Here is a 21,127-nt window from a genome sequence, read left to right on the forward strand (position 1 = left end):
CCTTACGCCGTGCGCCCCGCCACGTACCACCTCGACGGCAGTTCGATCCGGGTGCCGTCGGCCGTGTGTTCCGTGGTGATCAGCGGGAGTTCGCCCTCGGCGACGAGGGTGAGGCCGGCCGCGCGCAGGTACCGCGGGACCGCGGCGTCGGAGACCTCGCCCGGGGCGATTCCGTGGCGGAAGATCGGGGCGAGTTTGGCAGGGGGGCCGGTGGGGCTCTGGGCGAGGCCCATGAGGACGGGCTTGGCGGCCTCGGCGAGTTCGACGAGGCAGACCCGCCCGCGCTCCCCCAGCAGCGTGGCGATGGTGTGGACGAGGCGCAGGCGGTCGTCGGGCTCGCACTGGTGGAGCACACCGCGTACGTAGACGTTGGCGTCGCCGAGGTCGGCGTGGAGGGTCTCGGCGTCCGTGGTGTCGGCCGCGTCGAGCAGGCGGTACGTGGCCCGGCCGCCGGGGTCGGCGCGGCGGGCCCGGTCGAGGGCGGCGGTGGAGAGGTCGGCGCCGATCACCCGGGCGAAGCGGTCGGCCAGGTAGCGGGTCTGGGTGCCGTTGCCGCAGCCGAGGTCGACGAGGGGCAGGTCGGCGGCCGTCAGGTGCGGCTCGAACAGGGCGAGATGGACGGCCGCGGTCCGTTCGGGCCCGGCGTCCCAGAAGACCTCCCCCGGTCCGTCGGGAGCCTCCCGCCAGAACGCCTCCCAGGCCTCCCGGTACCGACTCGTCACGCTCATTCCAACCCCCGAAATAGCGACGCGGGCCGCCGCTCCGGCGGCCCAGATCGGTCTACCGTGCCCAGAACGCACGGACAAGCACAGTGCGCGTACTTTCACCCCCCTTCCAGATCGCCCGCCCGAACCCGCCGCACGCGCCTCTTGCCCCAGCCAGTGGCCGCGGAGCCGTCGCCCGCCAGCCGTCAGCCATCAGCCGCCAGCCGCCTCAGGGCACCGCCGTCACCGTCCCCCGTCGCCTCAACGCCGTCGCGGCAGCGTCAGTTCGAACCACACCGTCTTGCCCGCCCCCGTCCGGGTGGTCCCCCACTCGCGGGCCAGGGTCGTGAGGACGCGCAACCCGCGGCCGAACTCGTCCGTGGGCGCCGCGTTGAGCAGGGTCGGCAGGGTGGGGTCGTCGTCGTGGACCTCGCACTGCAGGGTGTCGCCGCGGACGAGGCGGAGTTCGATACGGCGCCCGCGCGCGTGTCGTACGGCGTTGGTGACGAGTTCGTCGACGAGGAGCACCGTGGTGTCCGCGAGGGCGTCGAGGCCCCAGACATACAGCTGTTCGCGGACGACTGCGCGGGCGCGGGCGGCCTCGCTCGGGTCGGGGGCCAGGCGCCACTCGGCGACGTCCTCGGGTTCGATGCCGTTGAGCCGGGCCATCAGCAGGGCCACGTCGTCCTTGCGGCCGCCGCGCGTGTTGAGGGCGCGGATGATCGTGTCGCAGGCGTCGTCCATGGAGGCGGCCGGGTGGGCGGCGGACTCGCAGAGCGTCGCGAGGCCCACGCCGATGTCCTCACCGCGCACCTCGACCAGGCCGTCGGTGCACATCACGAGCCGGTCGCCGGGCTCCACGCGCACGCGTACCGCCTCGAAGGGCACCCCGCCGACGCCGATGGGCGCGCCCGTGGGCAGGTCGAGCAGTTCACTGCGGCCGTCCACCGCGCGGACCAGCACGGGCGGGATGTGCCCGGCGTTGGCGAGGTGCAGTTCGCCCGCGATGGGGTCGTAGACGGCGTAGAGGCAGGTCGCGAGGTAGTGCTCGCCGAGGCGCTGGGCGAGGTCGTCGAGGTTGCGCAGCAGCTGTGCGGGCGGCAGGTCCAGGGCGGCCATGGTCTGGACGGCGGTGCGCAGCTGGCCCATCATCGCGGCGGAGTTGAGGCCGTGTCCCATGACGTCGCCCACGACCAGGGCGGTGCGGGCGCCGGGCAGTTTCACCGAGTCGAACCAGTCGCCGCCGACCCGTCCGAGCAGGGTGCCCGGGAGGTAGCGGGTGGCGATGTCGCAGCCCGCCATGTGGGCCTCGATCTGCGGGAGCATGCTGTCCTGGAGCGTCTCGGCGACGTTCTCCTGGTAGGTGTACATGCGGGCGTTGTCGAGGACGAGGCCCGCGCGGGCGGCGAGTTCGGCGCCGGTGACGCGGTCCATGTCGTCGAAGACCTCGCGCTCCGGGTGGCGCAGCAGGATCATGAACCCGAGCACCACGTTGCGGGCCTTCAGCGGCACGACCAGCATGGAGCGGTTGCTGATCAGCGGCCGGATGTCACGCTTCTCGAACTGCGCGGCGATCGCGTGCCCCATCTGCTCGCTGATGCGCGGCACGAGGACGGGCTCGCCGGTGGTCATGCACTGGAAGAACGGGGTGTGCGCCGGGAACGGCATGGCCTCGCCGACCGGTACGACGTCGTCCCAGCGGCCCGGCTCGTCCGTGTGCTCCAGGGCCACCCGGTGCCACATGGTCGTCGTGTCCGGCACGCCTTCGGGGAAACCCTCACCGGCGACGACCTGTTCGCGCAGATAGGTGCCGGCGACGTCGGTGAAGCGGGGCACGACCGCCTTGCTCACCTCGACGATGGTCCGGGACAGGTCGAGGGAGGTGCCGATGCGTCCGCTGACCTCGTTGAGGAACTCCAGGCGCTCGCGTACGGCCGCGTACTCGAGGTCCTCGCCCTCGTCCCGTACGTCCTGCGGGACCGGCAGCCCCTCGGCGACGGCGCGCGCGGCCCGCTCACGGCGCGCCCGCCGTTCCGCACGCCGGGGCACGCCCCAGTCGGGGGTCACGGGCACCCGGTCGTTCTGGCTGAACTCCAGCACCGGATAGCCCAGTTCGAGGACCTGGGCGACGATGCGGGCGCTCTCGCCGACGCTCATGCTGGGCAGGATCTCGGGGAGCCTGCGGGCCAGTTCCTCGGCGCCGGGGAAGTCGGTGTGCAGGGCGAAACCGGGCGCGATGCGTTCGACGGCGACGGCCGCCCCGTCGTCCCGCCGACGCAGTGTCTCGGCGTCGGCGGCCAGCACGAGGAGGCGCTCCCGGCCGGGGCCGACCAGGGGGTACGCCCACCACAGGACGTCTATCCGGTCGCGGCCGGGCACGGTGAGCCGGGCGCGGCCGGCCGCCGGGTAGGACAGGTGTCCGTCGAGGGAGGTCTCCAGGTCGTGGCCGAGTGCGTCGTACGGGCCGTAGGCGCCGTGGGCCGGGGGGTCGTCCTCGTCCGGGAGGGCGCCGGAGACGGGCAGCAGGTCGAGGGCGGGGTGGCCCACCGCGTCGTCCTTGGTGGTGCCGAAGAGCCGGCGTGCGCCGGTGCTCCAGTGCGACACGAGGCCGGCGCGGTCGACGACGACCACGGCCAGGGGGATGCGGCCGACCGCGGCGTGCCCCGCCGTGCCGTCACCGGCTCCGTGGCCGGTGGTCGCGCCCGTGTCGATGCCACGGTCCATGGCCAAGGCCCTTTCTCCCCATGGCTCGCAAGATCTGCGCCGCCCCCACTACCGTACGGCTGCGTAGCGTCGCGATGTGTGGCAATACGGGAATTGCTCCATGGGAGCCTCCGGCGCACACGCAGGCCACGCGGGCGGCGCACGGATCACTCGCACGCCCCCGCACGACCACCGGCCGATCACGGCTGACCACTGGCCGATCACCGGCTGACCAGCACCCGACCACCGGCCCGCGTTCCCGTGGCCGACCGCTCAGTCCGTGTACCCCAGCCGCAGGTCCGATTCCGTCCTGCCACCACCGGCGACCTGGAGGACCGTCGCCACGGGGGGATATCCGGTGGCGATGACCGTGTACTCGCCGGCGGAGAGGTCGACGAACTGGAACGTGCCGTCGATGCCGGTGGTGATCGTGTCGGCGACGTTCCCGGCGGCGTCGAGGAGCGTCACGCGCGCGTCCTCCACCGGTCGGCCGCCCCCGGCGCGGACCGTACCCCGCAGGACGCCGCCCCCGGTGAGTTCGACGTCCTGTCGGGTCTCGCGGGCGGCCCGGACGGTGACGGGGATCGCGGCCGGGCGGTGGGGGTGGGCGCTCGCGGCGAGGGTGTACTCCCCGGCGACCAGCTCGGTGATGAGGTACTCGCCCTCCTGGCCGCAGCGGGTGGTCACGACGACCTCGCCGTGCACATCGGTGAGTGTGACGGTCGCGTCGCTCACCGCCCGCCCGTCCGCCGTCCGTACGGCCCCGGCCAGGCGCCCCGCGCCGCCGAGCACGATGTCGACCTCCACGGGGCGCTCCCCGACGGTGACGGTCACGGCCTGCGGCTGGTGGCCGCCGGCGGCCGCGATCAGCACGTACGCCCCCGGCCCGGGGGTGGACAGCGCGTACCGCCCGTCCTCGCCGCTGCCGCCGCGACCGGTCTGCCGGCCGGTGGCGTCGATGAGGGTGAGCGCGGCCCGGGGCACGACGGTGCCGTCGGGGTGCTGGACCGTGCCGCGGACGGGGACGGGGACGCCGGAAACGCACGGCGAGCGGAGCGGGATGGGGGTCTCCACGCCCGAAGGGTGCGGGAGCGCCCGCGGGACCCGGACGGAGGGCGCGGCCTTGGACGCGTGTTCGGGCTCGGGCGTCGGCGCGGACCCGGCGGGGACCTCGTCGAACGCCGCCGGGGTCTTCTCCTTGAGGAAACAGGCGATGAGGAGACCGAGGACGAGCACCGGCGTGAGGTACAGGAAGATCCTCGGCATGGCCTGCGCGTAGGCCTCGACGTACGCCTCGCGCAGCGGGGCGGGCAGGGTGTGGACGAGGTCCGGGGTGAGGGAGCCCGGGTCGGGGAGGACGGCGCCCGCGCGCTCGGGAAGGCGGTCGGCCAGCCGGGCCGCGAGGAGCGCGCCGAAGGCGGCCACGCCCACGCAGCCGCCGATCTGCCGGAGGTAGTTGCCGGCGGCGGTGGCGGCCCCGAGGTCGGCGGGGCGTACGGAGTTCTGCACGGCGAGGATCAGGACCGGCATCACCATGCCGATGCCGGCGCCGAGGACGGCCGTCCAGATGCCGAACTGCAGCCGGGGCGTGTCCGTCTCCAGGCGGGACAGCAGCCATACGCCGAGGGTGGTCAGGGCGCTGCCGAGAACGGGGTACGTCCGGTAGTGCCCGGTGTGGGCGATGAGTTGGCCGCAGACGACGGACGCGCCGACGATGCCGGCCATCATCGGCAGCATGAGCAGCCCGGACTCGGTGGCGGAGATGCCGCCGACCATCCGCAGCTGGGTCGGCAGGTAACTGGCGGTGCCGAAGAGGGCGATGCCGACGGCGATCCCGACGAGGCCGGTCACGACGAAGGCCGGGTCCTTGAACAGCCGCGGCGGGAGCAGGGGTTGGGTCGCGAAGCGTTCGACGACGAGGAGAAGGACGGTCGCCGCGACCGCGCCGGCGGCGAGACCGAGGACGGGCCGCGAGTTCCAGGCGTACCCGGTGCCGCCCCAGCCGGCCAGCAGCACCACGCAGGTCGAGGCGGCGGCGAGCAACAGCGTGCCCAGGACGTCGAGGCGCCCCCTGGTCGTGCGCTTCGGCAGTCTCAGCGCGAAGGCGACGACGGCCAGGGTGATGAGCCCGAAGGGCACATTGACGTAGAAGCACCACCGCCAGGAGATGTGGTCCGTGAGCCATCCGCCCAGGAGCGGGCCCGCGACGGAGGCGAGGCCGAACGCGGCGCCGACCAGGGCCAGGTAGCGGCCGCGGTTCCGGGAGGGCACGATGTCGGCGATGATCGCCTGCACGCCGATCATGAGACCGCCCGCGCCGACGCCCTGGAGCGCGCGGAACGCGATGAGCTGGTCCATGCTGCGGGAGAACCCGGCGAGCGCGGAGCCGGTCACGAAGACCACGAGCGCGAACTGGAAGACACCCTTGCGGCCGTGGAGTTCGCCCAGCCTGCCGTAGACGGGCAGGGTGACGGTCGCGGTGAGCAGATAGGCCGTGATCGCCCAGGACATACGGTCCACGCCGTGCAGCTCGCCGACGATCTCGGGGAGGGCGGTGGCGACGACCATCTGCTCAAGCGCGGCGAGGAGCAGGACGAGCAGCAGGGCGGAGAAGATCAACCGGACCCGGTGCGGACCGAGTTGCGCGGGCTCGTCCGCCGGTGGTGGTGTCGCGGGTGTGGTGGTCGGTTCGTCCTTCACCAGTGTGATCGCGTCCATGCGTACCGCTCCCCTCGTCGCACTTACCGCACAATTCCCGCGTTAAGCGGCAACTGTCGGCAAGTGCGGCGAGTTACGGCATTCCGGGGAGCGCCAGGGAGATCCACCCGAACCGGTGAGGGCGGCAACGCGCCCCGTCGGGGCCGTTCGTTGGGCCGGGCGCCGTGCGCGACACAACTCCTGGCCCAGGCGTTACTTCTCCACCTCGCCGGCGAGGTTGGCGAGCAGGGCGTCGTAGATCCGGCCGAGGCCCTTGGGGGCGAAGGTCTTCTCGAAGAAGCCGCCGATGCCGCCGGCGCCCTGCCAGGTGGTGGTGACGACGACACGGGAGCCGCCCTCGCCGGCCGGGGTGACCCGCCAGACGGTGACCATGGAGGAGTTGCGGTCCTTCTCCACGAGCTCGCCGTCGGAGGGCTCGGTGACCTCCAGGAGGCAGTCGCGCACGCGCTTGCTGGTGGCCTGGAGCCTCCAGTGGACGAGCGTGCCCTCGCCGTCGCCGCCCTCGCGCACCTCGTACTCGCTGAAGTGCTGCGGCATCAGCTTCTCGCGCGCGCCGCTGTAGTCGGCCAGGGTGTCGAACACAGTCTCCGCGTCCGCCGCGACGACTCGTTCAGTCGTGGCCTCGACCTGCGCCATTGCACTTCCTCCAGCACTTGGTAACTCGGGGATGTGCGGAAAGCCAACCACCCCCCGGCCGGACGGCCCAAATCGGGGTGCCCCAACGGCCCGGAGCGACCTGCCCGGAAGACCCCCGACGAGACCTCCACACGATGTTCGAAAACCAGTTCGCGCGATCAAGGGAACATGTGTTCTATTCTGGGCTCAGGGCAACCGAGGAGGCGTCCATGCGCTGGGACCATCTGGCCGAGAACCCCGCCACGGCCCGGGACGCCGCGCTGTTCGGCGCGGACATGGTGACGAGCCGCACCTTCGACACTCCCGAGTTCCGCGGCATGACCTTCCACGAGGTCCGGGCGAGAACGATCGTGAACCGGGTGCCGGGAGCCTCCCGGATGCCGTTCGAGTGGACGGTGAATCCCTACCGGGGCTGCTCGCACGCGTGCGAGTGCCGGGCAGAAGATGCGCAACGGGTCGGCGCGGCCGACCACCCGTAACCGCAGGTCAGCGGGCTGCTTCCGCCCTGGCCAGCGCGTCGCGGTGTTCCTGAGTCCAGTGTGCGGCGGCCAGCTCGGACGGCAGTCCCGACAGCCCTGCGGTGATGTGGTCGGCCGCGTCGGCGTAGCGGGCCAGCCCCAGGTTCGCCAGACCCATGTTCAGGCGGTTGAACTCGGGCGTCAGCCAGTAGGCCGTCTCGGGTGGCGGCACCGCTGACGCTGCGTCCATCAGTCCTTCAGCGGCGCCCACAAGCCGTATCGCGTCGTCCTGCTGCCCCAGCTCTGCCAGGCCAGCGGCTGCCTGAAGCATGTCCCCGAGACGCTGCGCCGGGTGCGCACCAGGTGTGTACGCCGCTGCTGCGTACCAGCGGGCCACGCCCTGCGGTCTGCCTTGCTGCCGCGCCAGGTAGCCACGGAAGTTGAGCGCCTGGGCGGCCAGGGTGCCGTTCCCCACTTCGTCGGCAAGGTCAACGGCTTCGTTCAGCAGCCGGACGGCCGCCGCGTCCTGTCGGTCCTGGGCGAGCAGCCACCCGCCGAACTGGACGAACTCTGAAGTGACTTCGGCCAGCCGGTCGCGGTGGGGGCCACGGGCGCCTTTGAGCAGGTGGGTGACCTCTTTCATCTGCGCCAGGGTCGCCGGAAGGACCGACCGTGGCTGTACCGAGTCGTCCAGCCGTCTGTACGCGGCCAGGACGCCCGCCAGCGCGTCCACGGTCCCCGCGTCCAGCCTGCTGGGGTTCGCCGCGCTGCGCGCCGCTCGTGCACTCTCGTCGGCGTCCAGGACGGTTGCGGCCAGAGCCCCGCCGGTCGACAGCAACTCGTCCAGCCGTCTGGCCAGCGCCGCGCTGGGCCGCTGCTTCGAGTTGAGAACGCGTGACAGGTACCCAGGATCAACGGGTATCGCCTTCGCGGCGGCGGTGGCTGTGTAGCCAGCGTCACGAAGCGCGCGGCGTGCGACGTCGGCGAAGGTGTCACTCATGGGCACCCCTTCACGCGGGGGTTGACTGATGTTGCAACCCGTATCCGGCAAGGATAGTCAACTGGTGTGTGACCAGGCAGTGACTTGACCCTGGACGGCATGGCGAAGCAGCAGGCTGACGAAGCCCAGACCCTGATGACCCTGCGGGTGTCACGCGACGGCGGACAGACGTGGACTGACCGGACGGTGGTCCGCAGCACGGAACCCCTGATGCCTGACCTGTCATCACAGTGGCCGCCGTGCCGGTGCCCGAAGTGCCGCCAGCGGCGCGGGTAGGGTGACATGCAGAACGGCCGCCCCCACTTCGGATAGGGGCGGCCGTTCGTCGTGCGGTGCGGCTGCGGGTCAGGCTGCCGTCTGGCCGCCCTGCTCGGCGGCCAGGTTCAGGTACCGCTTCGCCGTCTTCGCGGACACCTTCCAGCGCGCCACGATGGCGTCCACGTCCAGCCCTTCGGACCGGACAGCCGCGATGCGTCCGTCCGTCCGCGCGGCACGCGCCGCGTTGGCCTGTCCCAGCGCGTTTCCGCTGGACAAGCCGACTGCCACCGGCCTGTCCAGCGGCCTGTCCACGTCTACCCGGACCGTGGCCGTCAGCCGCTTCGGACCGCTGGCCGCGACCGCCTTCGTGTCGTCCTGGCCGACCGGAAGGGCGGGCCGGACCGGGGACACCGGACCGAGCACCGGAAGGGCCAGCTTCGGCAGGACCGCGTCACCGGCCAGCCAGTCGCGGAACTGGTCCGCGTGGGTACCGTGCGTCTGCTGCGCCTGGTCGACCTTTCCCCACAGTCCGGCCGCCTGCTCGTCGCTCTTGATGCGCTCTGCGACCACCAGGGCAGCAAGGGCACGCTGGTGCCGCTCATTGTCGGCGTGCGCGGCCAGCTCGGCTTCCGCCCGCCGGTCGCGCTCGGCGCTCGTCAGACTCATGTCCGCGTTGTGCACGGCCAGTGCGTCGCGCTCGGTGTCGAAGCGCTGCGCGATGCTGACCGCCGTGGACCGGCTGGCGTAGAACGCGTCCATCAGGACCGTGGCCGCCCGGACCGCGAAGGCCACGGCGGGCAGATAGGACAGCGCGGGCAGGTGGCCTACCTTGACCAGCATCACGACACTGGCGGCCGTGGCACCGGCGGCCAGTGCGCCAGCGATGCCTGCCCGGACGTACTGCCGTGCCTTCAGCGCCGTGTCCGCCTGCTGCGTGAAGCCCAGCCAGAGCAGATCGAACAGGACCGCGATACCGGCGCCCGCGATGAACCCCGTCTTCCCTTCCAGGCCAACCATGTGGCCGAAGCGCTGCGCCAGACCGCCGATCACCACGCACAGCGTCACGGTGGTGGCCGCGTGGCTGACGACGTGCACCGGCTTGCTGGCGACGTACGCGGCCACGCCGCGCGCCCGGTCCCGGGCGGTCGGCTTCGGCTGCTCGTCCGTCCTGCTCGTCTCGTTCGTGCTCATGGTCAGTCGCCTTCCGTTGTTGTCGTTCTGACAACGACAAAGCTATACCGGGATGATGCAGTTGTCAAAGCGACTTCTTCCAGCTACTGTGATGCTCATGAGCGACGACGCGAAGAACACGAAGCAGCAGGTCAGGCCGGAAATCTGGGACACGGCGGCCGTCGGCCGCTTCCTGGGCGTCGCGGCGAAGACGGTCCGGGACTACGCGACCAGGGGCGACATCCCGAAGCCTGACGGCCACCTGGGACGGACGCCGTACTGGTTCGCGGACACGATCCGGGAACACGAGCGTCCGGGACGCGGGCGCAGCAAGCCGAAGGACTGACCAGTCCAGAGCAGCAGCACGAAGGACCCGCTACCGGCTGCCGGTGGCGGGTCCTTCGTCGTTGGCGCCTACGGCCGCGCCGCGTCGCCCGTCCGCCCGTCCAGCACGGTGCGCAGCAGCGCGGGCACCGTGACGCCACGCTGCGCAGCCAGTTCCCTCAAACGATCACGTTCGGACCGGCGCATCACCACGCCAACCAGGTCATCAGGACCGGGCAACCGCTTCGCGTAGGCCGACACGTTCCCGCCGCGCGCCGACATCAGCGTGTTCCCACACGACGCGGACCGGACCACAGCGGCTGACCGGGGCGCAGCTTCGGCCTGGCGGTCGCCGTCGCCGTCCATGTCCCGCCGTCACGCTGCCAGTTGCTCACAGCCCAGCCTTCACGGGCCAGCTCGAAGACCAGCGCGCGTGTGTCGAAGACAGCGCCGTCCGTCCGGGTGGCGAAGACGTCCCGGCCGTGGCTGCCGGTCACCGCGACCGCGTACCCGTCGCCGTCCTGCGTGGCCGTGGCCCGGTAGACGCGCGCGGCGGGGACTGCTTCGCCCAGCGCCAGGACGGCCGCCTGGACGAACGCAGCCGCGTCCCCGACGTCCTGGCCGCTGTCGCGCTGGAAGGCCGCCAGGCGGGCGCGCAGCCCTTCCAGGTCGCTGGTCAGTTGCTGTGCTTCGGTGCCCATGCCGGGGTTCCTCACGTCGTCGGGGTTCACAGAGACTTTGACCAGCGGTCCGCGCGGATGCTGGCCAGCGGGTCGGGACGCTCGGGCGCAGGGTCTGGCGCAGCGGCGGCTGTAGGCGCCACCGGCGGCCGTGGCGCGGCTGGGACCGGCTGGGGCTGCTCGTCGGCGGGCGGGTCGTCCGGCTGCTCGGGGACCGGGGTGCAGCACTCAGTGACACCGACGATGCAGCCCAGGCAGACACCGACCACAGACAGCGCCGTCCCGCCGCGCATCACCATCGTGCCGGTCACCGTGCCGTCCGGCTGCTCGTTCCGGTACGTCTTCACCGTGGACGTACGGCTGGTGAGCACACCCAGGCCGGACGTGTCCGGCATCGCGGCGCGGGCTGACCGCCGTTGGTCCGCAGCGCGCCGCACGGCCGCGACGTCAGCGCGACTCACCATGACGCGTCTTCGTCCGCACCGGCCAGCTTCCGCTTCAGCTCGTCCAGCTCAGCGGCCAGCGTGACGACGTCGCGTACCTTCACCATCTGGTCCAGCGTGGCCGTGGCTGCCCGGACTTGCGTGGCGGTGGCGTCACCCTTGCGCCCGAGCGCCAGCGTGGCGACAGCGTCCAGCCCGTCAGCGACCAGCGCACCGGCCACCGCGTCGTACATCTCGCTGCGAATGGCTTTGATCAGGTCAGCGCATCCTTCCCAGTTAGCGGAAACGCGCGTCCGGCAAGTCGACTCGGGGAAGCCGTTGTCCTGCGCCGCACCGTGGACCGACCGGCCGCGTGCCACGGCCAGGATGAACGCGTCCCAGCGGTCGGCTTCAGCAGCCGCCACGACGGCCGCCACACGGTCGCTGGGTGCCTTCGGGGTTCCCTGGCGCCGCGATTCGTCGCGGCTGGCGGCTGCCCCGGACGGCTGCTCGATGCCGTGCCAACGGCACTCACCGGCCTTCGACTTGCAGGGCGTGCCGTCGCGCTTCTCAGCGCCGCACAGCTCGGACTGGTCAGTCACAGTCGGTCCCCGCCTTCCCCGTTCCGTACGACGCCACCAGCCGCGCCGTGTTGGCCTCTTCGGCTTCCAGTTCCCGCACAGCTCGGGCAGCCGCGTCAGGGCTGGCGTAGTCGGTCTCTGCGGCCACCTGCTTCCACGTGGCACCCGTGGACCGGATCTGACGCGCCCGGTACGCCCGTACCGTCGCCATGACGCACACCGACTTCCTGTCGAAACTTTGTACCGTCATTTGTACCGCTACAAAGAACAGTACAACGCGGCGGCCGGTCGTCACCGCGTCCGGCTGTCCGCTGACGGCTCGATGCCGACGCCAGCCGCGCGGCGGACGATCTTGACGGCGGGACGTTCCTCGCGGGAATTCGCGTGCGCGTGTTGCATCGGCTTTGTACTGCGCGTTGTAGCGCAGCGCGCGGGCGCGTGCACGCGTACGGATACGGACAGGCCGGACCGGCTGCCGTTGGTCACCGGCTGACTGTTGGCCGGTCCGGTCGGCGGTCCCCCGGCGGCTTCCAGAGTCAAGTTGCAAGGCTGCCGAACTGTCGCCCTGCGCGGACACGACGAGAGACCCCTTCCACCCTGGGAATGTCAAGAGTTGTGCAGGGGTTATGTACATAGGTGCTTCGCACCGTCACGCAAAAGAACGGCATGTGACGGCGAGTGCAAATCGGGAAAGAACGGGCGGGGAAACGATGACGAAGAGCATCAGCGTGGCGGGCCTGCGGGCGCGGCTGGCGGCCGTCCTGGACGCGGTCAGGGATGGCGACACGTACGCGATCACACGGCACGGCACGGCCGTGGCGTTCATCGTCCCGCCGTCCGTCCTGGCGAAGGTCGAGCGTGCCGACCGGCTGGCCGGACAGCTGGCCGTGGCGGAAGAGCGGCTGTCCGTGGCTGAGGCTGAGAAGCTGGCCGCGCAGATGACGCTGAACGACACGGTGGTGCGGCTGCGGTCGGCTGAGGCGAAGGCGGGTGAGCTGGCGGAAGAGGTCGACAACCTTCGTGATCTGACGGACGGCCGGTCACCGGCTGCGAAGCGTGCGGCTGCTCGTCGCCGCTGACCGGCCGACATGTACACGTGTTGTACACAGCAGGAAGGACCCCGGACCGACTGGTCCGGGGTCCTTCCTGCTGCTCGGTGTGGGCACACGCGGCGGCCGGTCCCACAACCGGCCGCCGCTTCGCGTTGTGTCAGGCGTCGTGCTGAACGCGGTCCGCGCGGTCCAGCCGAAGCTGTGACATCGCTGCCGCGCGGTGGCGGTCCTGACCAGACCGGCCGCCATCACGACGGCCGCGCTTCACGTACTTGCCCATGACGTCGGCGCTCTTCCAGTCGCCCAGCGCTTCCATGATCTCTTCAACAGTCATGTCTGTGCTGCGCCCCAGCTCGGTGGGCGCACCGGCCCGAAGGCCGTGTGCGGTCAGCGTCTTGACGTACGCGGGGTTGCTGGTGCCGTCCGGCAGGAACTCACCGAACAGTCCGGCGCGTTCAGCCGCAGCCTTCACCAGCGCGTTGACCGTCTGCCGCGTGATGCCGTCGCCCTCACCGGACTTGTCCCGGACGCCCTTGCCGTTGGGGCCCTTCACCAGCTTCCCGCCCGGCTTCCGGAAGGTGCCGTGGCGAGTGACCGACCGGAAGAACGGCAGTCCTGGCGCGTCGGCTTTCTGTGCTGCCAGGTCCGCCTTCCACGCCTTGACGGCCGCAATGCACGTCGGGTCGTCAATGTCGTACTCAATACCTTCGTCCTGCTTGTCTGCCTTGCTGGTCCGCTTCGTCACCACCAGCAGTTCGTCACCGTCGTGCAGTTCCAAGTCACGGTTGCGCAGCGCGGCCAGCTCGGACGCACGAGCGCGGATGAAGAAACCGAGCAGCATCACAGCGCGGTCACGGCGGCCGGTCGGTGTCGACTCGTCACACGCGGCCAGCAGGACTTCCAGCCGGTCCAGGTGCACCGGCGCCGACGTCTTCGTTTCCCGTCCGGCCTTCGCCCAGGCGTGGCGGTGGTCGGCAAGGATCGTCTTCGCCGGACGGTCGTCCAGGTCCAGGTTGCCCGCGCGCCTGTTCATCCACTGCACGGCCGCGATGGCGCGGCGGACGCTGGTGGGTGGGGTGTCCCGCTCGATCAGCGCGGCCACCCACGAAGTCAGGTTGCCTTCCTTCGTCGGGATCGCTGCGGCGCGGCCGTTAGAGACGCACCACTGGGCGAACGACGTCCAGACGCTGAAGTACGTGTCCCGCGTGCCGGTCCGGCCGGACTCTTCGAGCATCTTCCTGGCGGCCAGTGTCAGCGTTTCGTTGACGTCCACGGTGTCCGGCAGACGGCCACTGGTGACTGCGGGCAGGTTGCCAGCTTCGCCCACGATCTCAGCTTCCATGATCTCTGCGTCCATGATGCTTCCCCTTAACCCGCCCGGCTGCTCTTCGTCTTCGACCATCCTAACTTACCCGAAGCACGGGTCAGGTAAGTTGGACTGCTTGGTCAGTTCGGCGCAAGCCTCTGACCTGCGATGATGCAATGTTGCAGCTTTGGTATACCAAACACCGTGACTTACCCGTTACGTCACGATCTGTGCCTGTTAAGCACCCAATGTGACGGATGCCAGACGACGAAGCACCCGCGACCGGCGGCCGGTCGCGGGTGCTCTGGTGGTGCCACTCACTACGTGCGGTCAGGAAGCGAACGGGTCCGGCGGGAAGGCCGCTTCCCAGCGCTCACGGTGGACCCAGGCCGGTCCGGTCCGCTCGTACCCGACACGTCGGCAGACCTCACCGGCCGCCGCGCCGCAACGGTCGCAGTCGGCCAGCGCCGTGGCTGGGTTCACGCGCCGACGCCCCCGCCGACGAGCAGCAGGGGCGCGGCCGGTGCGGCTGGCGGTCACAGGATGGCTTCAGGGTCGGCAGCCGTCGCCTGGCTGGCCGCGTCGCGCAGCATCTCAGGAAGATGTCCACCACACGCGTACTCGGGTGTCAGCCGGTCGAAGCTGACGGCCATGACGGCTGGACGTCCGCAAGGACGTTCGCACGGGCCACCGTCCGCCCGGACACCCGACATGCAGGCCGTGCACTCACGGTCGGTGTTGCCGGTGCCCAGCCGCTTGAAGCGGTACGTCCCGACACCCTGGCCGTCCGCGTACGGCTGCTCGTCCGTCCAGCCGTCATGGCCCAGGCTCATGCCACCGACCGGCAGGCGCATCAGGTCGCGGACCGCCGCGTCCGCCTGGTCCGCGTGCGCCAGCTCAGCGGCCGTCAGGCTGTTGGTGGGGTCGAAGCTGCTCATGATCAGTTCCTCTCGGGGTGTGATCGGGGCGGCCGGTGGTCGGCCGCCCCGTCTGCGTGGTGGGTCAGATGTCGTAGTCGAGCCCGAGTGCTGCGGTCGCCCACGGGTCGTTCGTGCTGAAGGGGTCGGCGTCCGCCTGCGCGCCGTTCAGGGACTCAGCGACCGCAGGGACCGCAGGGACCGGGCAGGGTGTGGCGGGTGCGTCAGCGGGCTGCTGCGGCTGCTCGGGCTGCTCGGGCTGCTCGTCGTCCGGCGCGGCCCAGCCGACGCCCCTCACCAGCTGCGCCCGGATACGAAGGCTGGTGTACGAAGGGACCTGCTTACCGTCCACGCGGGGCTTCGCCGACTCGATGCCGTTGCCGGTCGCGTACAGAGCCGCCGCGAACTGCGGGCCGGACATCGGGTGATCGATCTTCACCGACGTGCACCAGTCAGCGAAGGCGCCCATGACGTCGGTCTTCGGCGTGGTGGCGCCCGGAACGATCTCACACCACTCGTCAAGGAAGACGGACACCGGGGCGGACGCGACCTTCGTCATGTCCCGTACGGCCGTGGCCGACTTCGGCACCGTGAAGCGCCCGCCATTGCGGTTCAGCCGGTCGAGCCCTTCCAGTGCCCACAGGATGATGCCGTCCAGCTCACTGGTGACCAGCCGTTCCTTCAGGCCGAAGTCCTCACGACCGATGAACGACTTCGTGAAGGTGAGCAGCAGCGTCCGGCCTTCCAGTGCGGACGACTCGTCAGGCAGTGACAGCGGGTTGTTCGTAGCGATGGCCAGCAGCCAGCCGGGGTGACCGTTCACCGGCTTCTCATACTTCCGGTTGATCTGGATATCGTCGGTGGACGCCAGGGTCAGCAGGCGTTCCAGGACGAAGCTGTTGTCACCCTTGCCCAGCCGCGCGTCCCCGACGGTCACGAGCCGCTTTCCGATCGTCGTCTGAAGCCCGAAGTCCGTCGTGAAGTCACGCATGTTCAGGCCCTTCGCGTTGGCTTCACCGATCAGATGCGCCATGACGTGCAGGATCGTGCCCTTACCGGACCGGCGGGGGCCCAGCATCAACAGGAACTTTTCCAGGTTGATCCGGCCGGACAGCAGGTACCCGAACCACTCTTGCAACAGCGCGATGGCGTCGGCGTCGTCGGCCCAGAGCTGGTCCAGGAACGTCAGCCACTCGACTGGCTTCGCCGCGCCCGCGTTGAAGTCGTACGGGACACACACCTGGCTGAACCACAGTGGCGTGTGGTCCAGGACCGTCCGGCCGCCGTTGACGTCCACCAGCCCGTTGCGGAAGGCCATGACCGGCTTGCCACCGGCGCGGCCGTCCAGCCACACGTTGCTGACCACGTCGGCGCCGATCTCGAAGGACACGTTCGTCAGTGCCTGAAGGGCACGCACCACATGGCTGACGCTGTTGGTGTTGGGGTTCCACGACGGGCAGACCGGCCGCCCCTGCTCGTCGTAGACCGGCTGGCCGTTCTTCGTCTTTAGGTAGTGGCTGTCAGCCAGCGCCAGGTGCACCAGGTCATGCACTTCGCTGGGCGTGCGCTCGACCCACTTCGTGCCGGTGTACTGATGCCAGACACCGTCCCGGCTGACCAGCGTGGCGTTCCCGTCCGCGTCCAGGTGGTCCGCCTGAAGGGTCACGGCAACTTCGTGAGTGAAGCCGGGCGCCGGAACCAGCCGCACGTCCTTGCACACCGGCGCCAGGCCGACGATGTCCCGGTACGCCTTCGCGGTGACGGTACCTTCCTTGTCCACGTCCACGGCGCCTTCCAGCGCGGTCGACATCAGGTCCGCCAGCAGTGCGGGACGGTCGCTGGCGGCCATCCGGCCCAGAATGTCGTCCAGCCCGTCCTTGTCGTTGCCCAGGCCGTCCAGGTCCACGAAGCCAGCACGAGCGGCACCCGCGTCCAGCAGGCCGGTGTGGATGGCCAGACCGCCGTTCCAGACGTCAGCGTTGACGCACAGATCGGCGTCCAACACCGTAGCGATGCTCAGCCCGTGCGCCCAGGACCAGTCCTGGTCAATCTTCGGGTTGCAGCCAGCAAGGACGTACACGCCGATGTGGTCCGGCAGTGCCTGAAGTGCGGCCAGGCCCTTCAGGTGCCCTTCGGCCAGCAGCGCCCGCCCGCCGGGCTGAACAGCGCGCAGCACCCAGACGCCGTACGGGTCGCCCTTGCGGAACACGTACTTCATGGGGCGGCCGTCTGCGCCCGCCTTCGGCTTGTCGGGGCGGTACTGGAACTCAATGGCGCCGTCCGTCAGCACGCGGACGAACAGCATTCCGGGGCTGGCGTACTGACGGCGCATCGGTTCGGGAAGGTCACCGCGCTTCGTGACCGGCCGGACGTGGTCGGCCGCCACGGCTTCGTTGTGCTCGATTCCGCGCACCGTCAGCGCGTCAATCGAAGCCTGGGAAAGGCTCGTGCCGGTAGGATCGGAAGCGGAATTCATCGCAGGACTTCCATTCAAAGGTTCATGAGAAGCCCGGCCTAGCACCAGCGGCATTCAGGGTGTGGTGACCCTGTATGGTGTTGCTTGGCCCAGCTTCTTAGCGGTTGCAGGGCGTGAAGGTCCGGTGCTCAGTTGGGAAGCTGAGGCGCACCGGGCCTTCGTTGTTTCCGTCAGGCAGGAATCAGCTGGCTGGTGTCGATGACGTCCGCGACGTCGTCCAGGCCGACGGTGCGCAGATACGTGGCCAGCTTCCGCTGAGACAGGTTGGCCTGGCCGCGCTCGACCAGCGACAGCATGGAACGGGTGCATCCGACGGCCGTGGCCACCTGGGACAGGCTGAGTCCGGCGGCCAGGCGTGCGGCGCGAAGACGAGTCATGATCGTTTCCCTTCGGGTGGTGTCCGCCAGCCCGGTTTCCCCGTGCTGTTGAGGACTATTCAACACCCTTGCCAGCAGCTGCACTTGTACAGAAACCGCTGGTCAGAGCCATTTTCCTAGGGGCGCCGGGGGCGGAAGCACTAGATCTAGCGCGTGGCCTGTCCAGGTGATCCGGGTCAGATCCGGGTGGTGATCCGGGTGATCCGGGTGGTGATCCGGGTCAGATCCGGGTACCCGGATCACTGTTTCCGCAGGTCACACCCCCTGTGATCCGGGTGATCCGGGTGATCCGGGGGGATCGGGATTCCTTCTACACATGTACGGCAGGACTGGCACCCCAACTGAAAAACTCTTTCGCGTTATCCATTTCCCCCCGGATCACCCGGATCACCTGGATCACAGCACGTCTGACCTGGGCTTTTAGTGATCCGGGTGGTGTGCGTCCACCCGGATCACCACCCGGATCACCCGGATCACCCCTAAACGATCTTCCAGCCCAGCCGGTCGGCCGCCGCTTCGCCCCGGACAACACGAAGCCCTGTACGGCCGCCTGACGTTCTGCCAGCCGGTCCCCGGTGCGCGGGTGTCCAGACACGCGGAACGGCCGTCAGCAGCCCGCTGACGGCCGTTCGCGGTGCTGCTCGTCCCTACGCCAGAGCGGCCCGTACAGCCTGCTTCGTCTCGCCGTCCAGCTCGGGCGCACCGGCCGCGATACGGCGCACCGCAGCAGTCACAGCCGACTGCGGGTCCAGGTCGTACGTGAACCCCAGGTCCCAGTCCGCCTTCCACTGCTGGGTCATGGCCGCCGCGTCGGCGGGGACGACCACCCGCCCGCCGCGCTTCACCTGGACCGGGAAGCCGCCGGACCGCAGCGTGTCCGCCAGGTCCCTGGCGACCGCCGGTGCGCCCAGGTCGAGTGTGACTGTCTCGCCCGGAACGGCTGGCTTCGGCCGTCCGCCCTTCAGCACCACCGCGACGCTGGACGGCTGGAACCCCAGGGTCTTCGGCAGTCCAGCGGCGGACAGCAGGGTGACCGACTCGAACAGCGACGTGATCACAGACCTGAAGCGGTCGAGCGGAAGCGCGTTGACGGCCGCCTGGACATCGTCTGTGTCCACCACGCCGACGAGCGCGCTGGACTGCTGGGCGCCTTCCAGAACGGCTTCAGCGGCCCGCTGACGGACGTTCACGGCGCGCCTGGCGTCCCGGTAGGCCACGACGTCGTCAGCGTCGTCAGAGTCCGCGTACGCGTCCGCCAGGGCGTCCAGCTTCCGGCGGCACCGCGCCACTTCGTCGCGGGCACTCTGGACCGCCGGGTCTTCGCCGTCGTCCGCCAGCAGTTCGTCCCGGTCACGGTCCACCACAGCCGCCACCAGCGCACGCATGTACTCGTCAATGGGCGTGGCCGCCCTGGCCAGATGCTTGACCGGTCCGGCGCACCGGTAGACGGCCACGGGCCCCGCGTCGCCCTTCCCGCCACGTGACCCCGACGTCACCAGGTGCGCGCAGCCGTCCATGCCGCACCGGCCGATGGACGACAGCGCCCAGCGGGAAGCCGGACCGGGCGACGTACGGCGCCCCTCGTCGCCCAGCAGCGCCCGCGCGGCCCTCACGGTGTCTTCGTCCACGATGCGCGGCCAGACGCCCGGCCAGACCTTCCCGTCCGCGTCCTCACGGACGGCCGCATACCGCAGGTTGGCCAGCAGGTGACGGCACGTCCCCGCGCTGTGAGGCTTCCCGCCACGCGTCAGCAGGCCGGTGGCGTTCAGCTGACGCGCGATACCGGTCAGGGACGAACCCGCCAGCAGTGACGCGAACGCTGCGCGTACCGCGTCAGCTTCGGCTTCCACCAGTTCCAGGCTGTCGGCGGTGTACCCGAAGACGCGTGCGGAACCTGCGGGCAACCCGAGTTCGAGCCGTCTGCGCAGCGCGCGGCGGGTGCGCTCACTCTGGGCTTCCACTTCATGCGCCGCGACTTCGGCCAGCACACCGGCCACCAGGCGCCCGCTGGCGCTGGCCAGGTCCACGTCCACGCCGCGCAGCACCAGCAGGCTGACGCTGTGGCGGGCCAGCGCTTCGTACACGTCCACACGTTCGCGGCGGCTTCGCGTCAGCCGGTCCGTGTTGCGCACCAGGATGTGGCTGATCTCGCCCCGGTTGACGGCCGCCATCATCGCGTTGAAGTCCGGCCGCGTCTTGCTGGTCCGGCCCGGCAGTTCGGCCGCGCTGATGTCGCTGTCCCGGTAGATGTGCGCCAGCTTCAGTCCGCGCGACGTCGCCAGGGCTTCCACGTCTTCGACCTGCGTTGTGATGCTGTCGTCTTCGCGGCTGCGGGACAGTCGCACGTACCCAACTGCTCTTCTCTGCTGCGTCATTGCAGCATGATGACAGATTGCGCGTCTTCGCGTGGGGACTCGTGCGTCTACTGCTTCGCCCGCAAGACCCACAGCTATCTGGACCTCGACACGGGCGCCGACTTCGACTCGCAGATCGTCGTGAAGATCAACGCGCCCGACCTGCTGCGCCGGCAGCTGGCCTCACCGCGCTGGCACGGCGAGCACATCGCGATGGGCACCAACGTGGACTGCTACCAGCGCGTGGAAGGGCGTTACCGCCTGATGCCGGGCATCATCGCGGCCCTGCGCGACCACGCGAACCCCTTCTCGATCCTGACCAAGGGCACGCTGATCCTGCGCGACCTGGACCTGATCCGGCAGGCGGCGGAGGTCACCGAGGTCGGCATCTCGGTCTCCGTCGGCTTCACCGACCACGAGCTGTGGCGCACGGCCGAGCCGGGCACCCCCGCGCCGGAGCGCCGGCTGGACGTCGTGCGCGCCTTCGCCGGCCTCGGCATCGACTGCGGAGTGCTGATGGCCCCCGTGCTCCCCTTCCTCAGCGACCGTCCCGACCGGCTGCGCGAGACCGTGCGGGCCGTCGCGGCCTCCGGTGCCACCTCCGTGACCCCGCTGGTGCTGCATCTGCGGCCCGGCGCACGCGAGTGGTACATGGCCTGGCTGGAGCGCCATCACCCCCATCTCGTAAGGCGTTACGAGCTGCTGTACGCGGAGGGCGCCTACGCCCCGAAGTGGTATCAGCGGCAGATCACCCGTCAGGTCCACGAGCTGGCCCAGGAGTACGGCATGGGTCCCCGGCGCGCGCAGCTGCCGAGACGGACACCCGTGCGCGAGTCCGCCGTGCCGGAGACGGCCGGGGACGCGGCACCGATCCAGCTGACCCTTCTCTGACACCTCCGGGAGCATCCGGGCGCTTCTCCCGCCCCGTTCGGGTCAAGTCTCGGCGGAACGCGTTCCGCTGAGGGTGCGGTCCGGGACGATGCGACGAAGG

The 21,127-nt window shown here is 70.2% G+C and carries 19 protein-coding genes and 1 pseudogene; 4 read left to right on the forward strand and 16 right to left on the reverse strand.

The window, feature by feature from the left end:
- Positions 1–2: 2 nt before the first annotated feature.
- The 4 genes from OG622_RS10770 to OG622_RS10785 form a co-directional block, all read right to left on the reverse strand.
- Positions 3–728, reverse strand: a complete 726-nt coding sequence (locus OG622_RS10770; protein WP_371575213.1) for a class I SAM-dependent methyltransferase — start codon at positions 726–728, stop codon at positions 3–5.
- Positions 729–965: 237 nt separating this feature from the next.
- Entirely contained in the window at positions 966–3,428 is a 2,463-nt protein-coding gene (locus tag OG622_RS10775) for a SpoIIE family protein phosphatase (RefSeq protein ID WP_371584060.1), read from the reverse strand.
- Positions 3,429–3,680: 252 nt separating this feature from the next.
- Positions 3,681–6,125: an MFS transporter gene (locus tag OG622_RS10780; RefSeq protein WP_371575215.1), complete on the reverse strand. Its 2,445-nt coding sequence runs from the start codon at positions 6,123–6,125 to the stop codon at positions 3,681–3,683.
- Positions 6,126–6,317: 192 nt separating this feature from the next.
- A complete protein-coding gene (locus OG622_RS10785; protein WP_371575218.1) occupies positions 6,318–6,761 on the reverse strand; it encodes an SRPBCC family protein in 444 nt (147 codons plus the stop codon).
- 209 nt (positions 6,762–6,970) lie between these two features.
- Between OG622_RS10785 and OG622_RS10790 the strand changes: the two are divergent.
- Positions 6,971–7,189, forward strand: a pseudogene (locus tag OG622_RS10790) (radical SAM protein); the annotation flags it as partial.
- A 58-nt stretch (positions 7,190–7,247) separates the two neighbouring features.
- Here OG622_RS10790 and OG622_RS10795 read toward each other — a convergent pair.
- Together OG622_RS10795 and OG622_RS10800 are read right to left on the reverse strand one after the other, a co-directional pair.
- Positions 7,248–8,219 (reverse strand): helix-turn-helix domain-containing protein, encoded by a 972-nt coding sequence (locus OG622_RS10795; RefSeq protein ID WP_371575219.1) that lies wholly within the window; start codon positions 8,217–8,219, stop codon positions 7,248–7,250.
- Positions 8,220–8,564: 345 nt separating this feature from the next.
- The gene (locus tag OG622_RS10800) at positions 8,565–9,668 is read right to left on the reverse strand and encodes a hypothetical protein (protein ID WP_371575220.1); all 1,104 of its coding nucleotides are present in this window, start codon (positions 9,666–9,668) and stop codon (positions 8,565–8,567) included.
- 97 nt (positions 9,669–9,765) lie between these two features.
- Between OG622_RS10800 and OG622_RS10805 the strand changes: the two genes are divergently transcribed.
- On the forward strand, positions 9,766–9,993 hold the full coding sequence (locus OG622_RS10805; protein ID WP_371575222.1) for a MarR family transcriptional regulator: 228 nt from the start codon (positions 9,766–9,768) through the stop codon (positions 9,991–9,993).
- A 259-nt stretch (positions 9,994–10,252) separates the two neighbouring features.
- Here the strand turns inward: OG622_RS10805 and OG622_RS10810 are convergent, their stop codons facing one another.
- From OG622_RS10810 to OG622_RS10825, 4 genes are read right to left on the reverse strand one after another with little or no spacing between them, the layout of a single operon-like run.
- A complete protein-coding gene (locus tag OG622_RS10810) occupies positions 10,253–10,672 on the reverse strand; it encodes a hypothetical protein (RefSeq protein WP_371575224.1) in 420 nt (139 codons plus the stop codon).
- Between the two features lie 26 nt (positions 10,673–10,698).
- Positions 10,699–11,115, reverse strand: a complete 417-nt coding sequence (locus tag OG622_RS10815; protein ID WP_371575226.1) for a hypothetical protein — start codon at positions 11,113–11,115, stop codon at positions 10,699–10,701.
- Positions 11,109–11,675: a hypothetical protein gene (locus tag OG622_RS10820; RefSeq protein ID WP_371575228.1), complete on the reverse strand. Its 567-nt coding sequence runs from the start codon at positions 11,673–11,675 to the stop codon at positions 11,109–11,111. The genes OG622_RS10815 and OG622_RS10820 overlap by 7 nt, the downstream gene beginning before the upstream one ends.
- Positions 11,668–11,904 carry a hypothetical protein gene (locus OG622_RS10825; protein ID WP_371575230.1) on the reverse strand — a complete coding sequence of 79 codons (237 nt, stop codon included), beginning with the start codon at positions 11,902–11,904 and terminating at the stop codon, positions 11,668–11,670. Before OG622_RS10825 ends, OG622_RS10820 begins: the two co-directional genes overlap by 8 nt.
- 460 nt (positions 11,905–12,364) lie before the next feature.
- Here OG622_RS10825 and OG622_RS10830 point away from each other — a divergent pair, with 460 nt between their 5' ends.
- Positions 12,365–12,733 (forward strand): type II toxin-antitoxin system Phd/YefM family antitoxin, encoded by a 369-nt coding sequence (locus OG622_RS10830; RefSeq protein WP_371575231.1) that lies wholly within the window; start codon positions 12,365–12,367, stop codon positions 12,731–12,733.
- 130 nt (positions 12,734–12,863) lie between these two features.
- On the opposite strand, the gene OG622_RS10835 is transcribed toward OG622_RS10830, so the two are convergent.
- From OG622_RS10835 to OG622_RS10860, 6 genes are all read right to left on the reverse strand, one after another.
- Positions 12,864–14,063, reverse strand: coding sequence for a hypothetical protein (locus tag OG622_RS10835; protein ID WP_371575233.1), 1,200 nt, complete (start codon positions 14,061–14,063; stop codon positions 12,864–12,866).
- Positions 14,064–14,342: 279 nt separating this feature from the next.
- Positions 14,343–14,495: a hypothetical protein gene (locus OG622_RS10840; RefSeq protein WP_371575234.1), complete on the reverse strand. Its 153-nt coding sequence runs from the start codon at positions 14,493–14,495 to the stop codon at positions 14,343–14,345.
- Between the two features lie 53 nt (positions 14,496–14,548).
- Entirely contained in the window at positions 14,549–14,950 is a 402-nt protein-coding gene (locus OG622_RS10845; RefSeq protein ID WP_371575235.1) for a hypothetical protein, read from the reverse strand.
- A gap of 64 nt (positions 14,951–15,014) precedes the next feature.
- Complete coding sequence (locus OG622_RS10850) at positions 15,015–17,405, reverse strand: phage/plasmid primase, P4 family (RefSeq protein ID WP_371575237.1); 2,391 nt, start codon at positions 17,403–17,405, stop codon at positions 15,015–15,017.
- A gap of 170 nt (positions 17,406–17,575) precedes the next feature.
- Positions 17,576–17,782 carry a helix-turn-helix domain-containing protein gene (locus OG622_RS10855; protein WP_371575239.1) on the reverse strand — a complete coding sequence of 69 codons (207 nt, stop codon included), beginning with the start codon at positions 17,780–17,782 and terminating at the stop codon, positions 17,576–17,578.
- A gap of 647 nt (positions 17,783–18,429) precedes the next feature.
- Complete coding sequence (locus tag OG622_RS10860; RefSeq protein ID WP_371575241.1) at positions 18,430–20,127, reverse strand: recombinase family protein; 1,698 nt, start codon at positions 20,125–20,127, stop codon at positions 18,430–18,432.
- Between OG622_RS10860 and OG622_RS10865 the strand changes: the two genes are divergently transcribed.
- Positions 20,032–21,027, forward strand: coding sequence for a radical SAM protein (locus OG622_RS10865; RefSeq protein WP_371575243.1), 996 nt, complete (start codon positions 20,032–20,034; stop codon positions 21,025–21,027). The two genes, OG622_RS10860 and OG622_RS10865, sit on opposite strands and share 96 nt — an antisense overlap.
- The last annotated feature ends 100 nt before the right edge of the window (positions 21,028–21,127 follow it).

Source organism: Streptomyces sp. NBC_01314 (assembly GCF_041435215.1).
In the GTDB taxonomy this organism is placed as follows: Bacteria; Actinomycetota; Actinomycetes; order Streptomycetales; family Streptomycetaceae; genus Streptomyces.

Bases quoted from the DNA above. Each gene is read 5' to 3' on its own strand.
- OG622_RS10770 (WP_371575213.1), bottom strand. From the start codon at position 728: ATGAGCGTGACGAGTCGGTACCGGGAGGCCTGGGAGGCGTTCTGGCGG.
- OG622_RS10775 (WP_371584060.1), bottom strand. From the start codon at position 3,428: ATGGACCGTGGCATCGACACGGGCGCGACCACCGGCCACGGAGCCGGT.
- OG622_RS10780 (WP_371575215.1), bottom strand. From the start codon at position 6,125: ATGGACGCGATCACACTGGTGAAGGACGAACCGACCACCACACCCGCG.
- OG622_RS10785 (WP_371575218.1), bottom strand. From the start codon at position 6,761: ATGGCGCAGGTCGAGGCCACGACTGAACGAGTCGTCGCGGCGGACGCG.
- OG622_RS10795 (WP_371575219.1), bottom strand. From the start codon at position 8,219: ATGAGTGACACCTTCGCCGACGTCGCACGCCGCGCGCTTCGTGACGCT.
- OG622_RS10800 (WP_371575220.1), bottom strand. From the start codon at position 9,668: ATGAGCACGAACGAGACGAGCAGGACGGACGAGCAGCCGAAGCCGACC.
- OG622_RS10805 (WP_371575222.1), top strand. From the start codon at position 9,766: ATGAGCGACGACGCGAAGAACACGAAGCAGCAGGTCAGGCCGGAAATC.
- OG622_RS10810 (WP_371575224.1), bottom strand. From the start codon at position 10,672: ATGGGCACCGAAGCACAGCAACTGACCAGCGACCTGGAAGGGCTGCGC.
- OG622_RS10815 (WP_371575226.1), bottom strand. From the start codon at position 11,115: ATGGTGAGTCGCGCTGACGTCGCGGCCGTGCGGCGCGCTGCGGACCAA.
- OG622_RS10825 (WP_371575230.1), bottom strand. From the start codon at position 11,904: ATGACGGTACAAAGTTTCGACAGGAAGTCGGTGTGCGTCATGGCGACG.
- OG622_RS10830 (WP_371575231.1), top strand. From the start codon at position 12,365: ATGACGAAGAGCATCAGCGTGGCGGGCCTGCGGGCGCGGCTGGCGGCC.
- OG622_RS10835 (WP_371575233.1), bottom strand. From the start codon at position 14,063: ATGGACGCAGAGATCATGGAAGCTGAGATCGTGGGCGAAGCTGGCAAC.
- OG622_RS10845 (WP_371575235.1), bottom strand. From the start codon at position 14,950: ATGAGCAGCTTCGACCCCACCAACAGCCTGACGGCCGCTGAGCTGGCG.
- OG622_RS10850 (WP_371575237.1), bottom strand. From the start codon at position 17,405: ATGAATTCCGCTTCCGATCCTACCGGCACGAGCCTTTCCCAGGCTTCG.
- OG622_RS10855 (WP_371575239.1), bottom strand. From the start codon at position 17,782: ATGACTCGTCTTCGCGCCGCACGCCTGGCCGCCGGACTCAGCCTGTCC.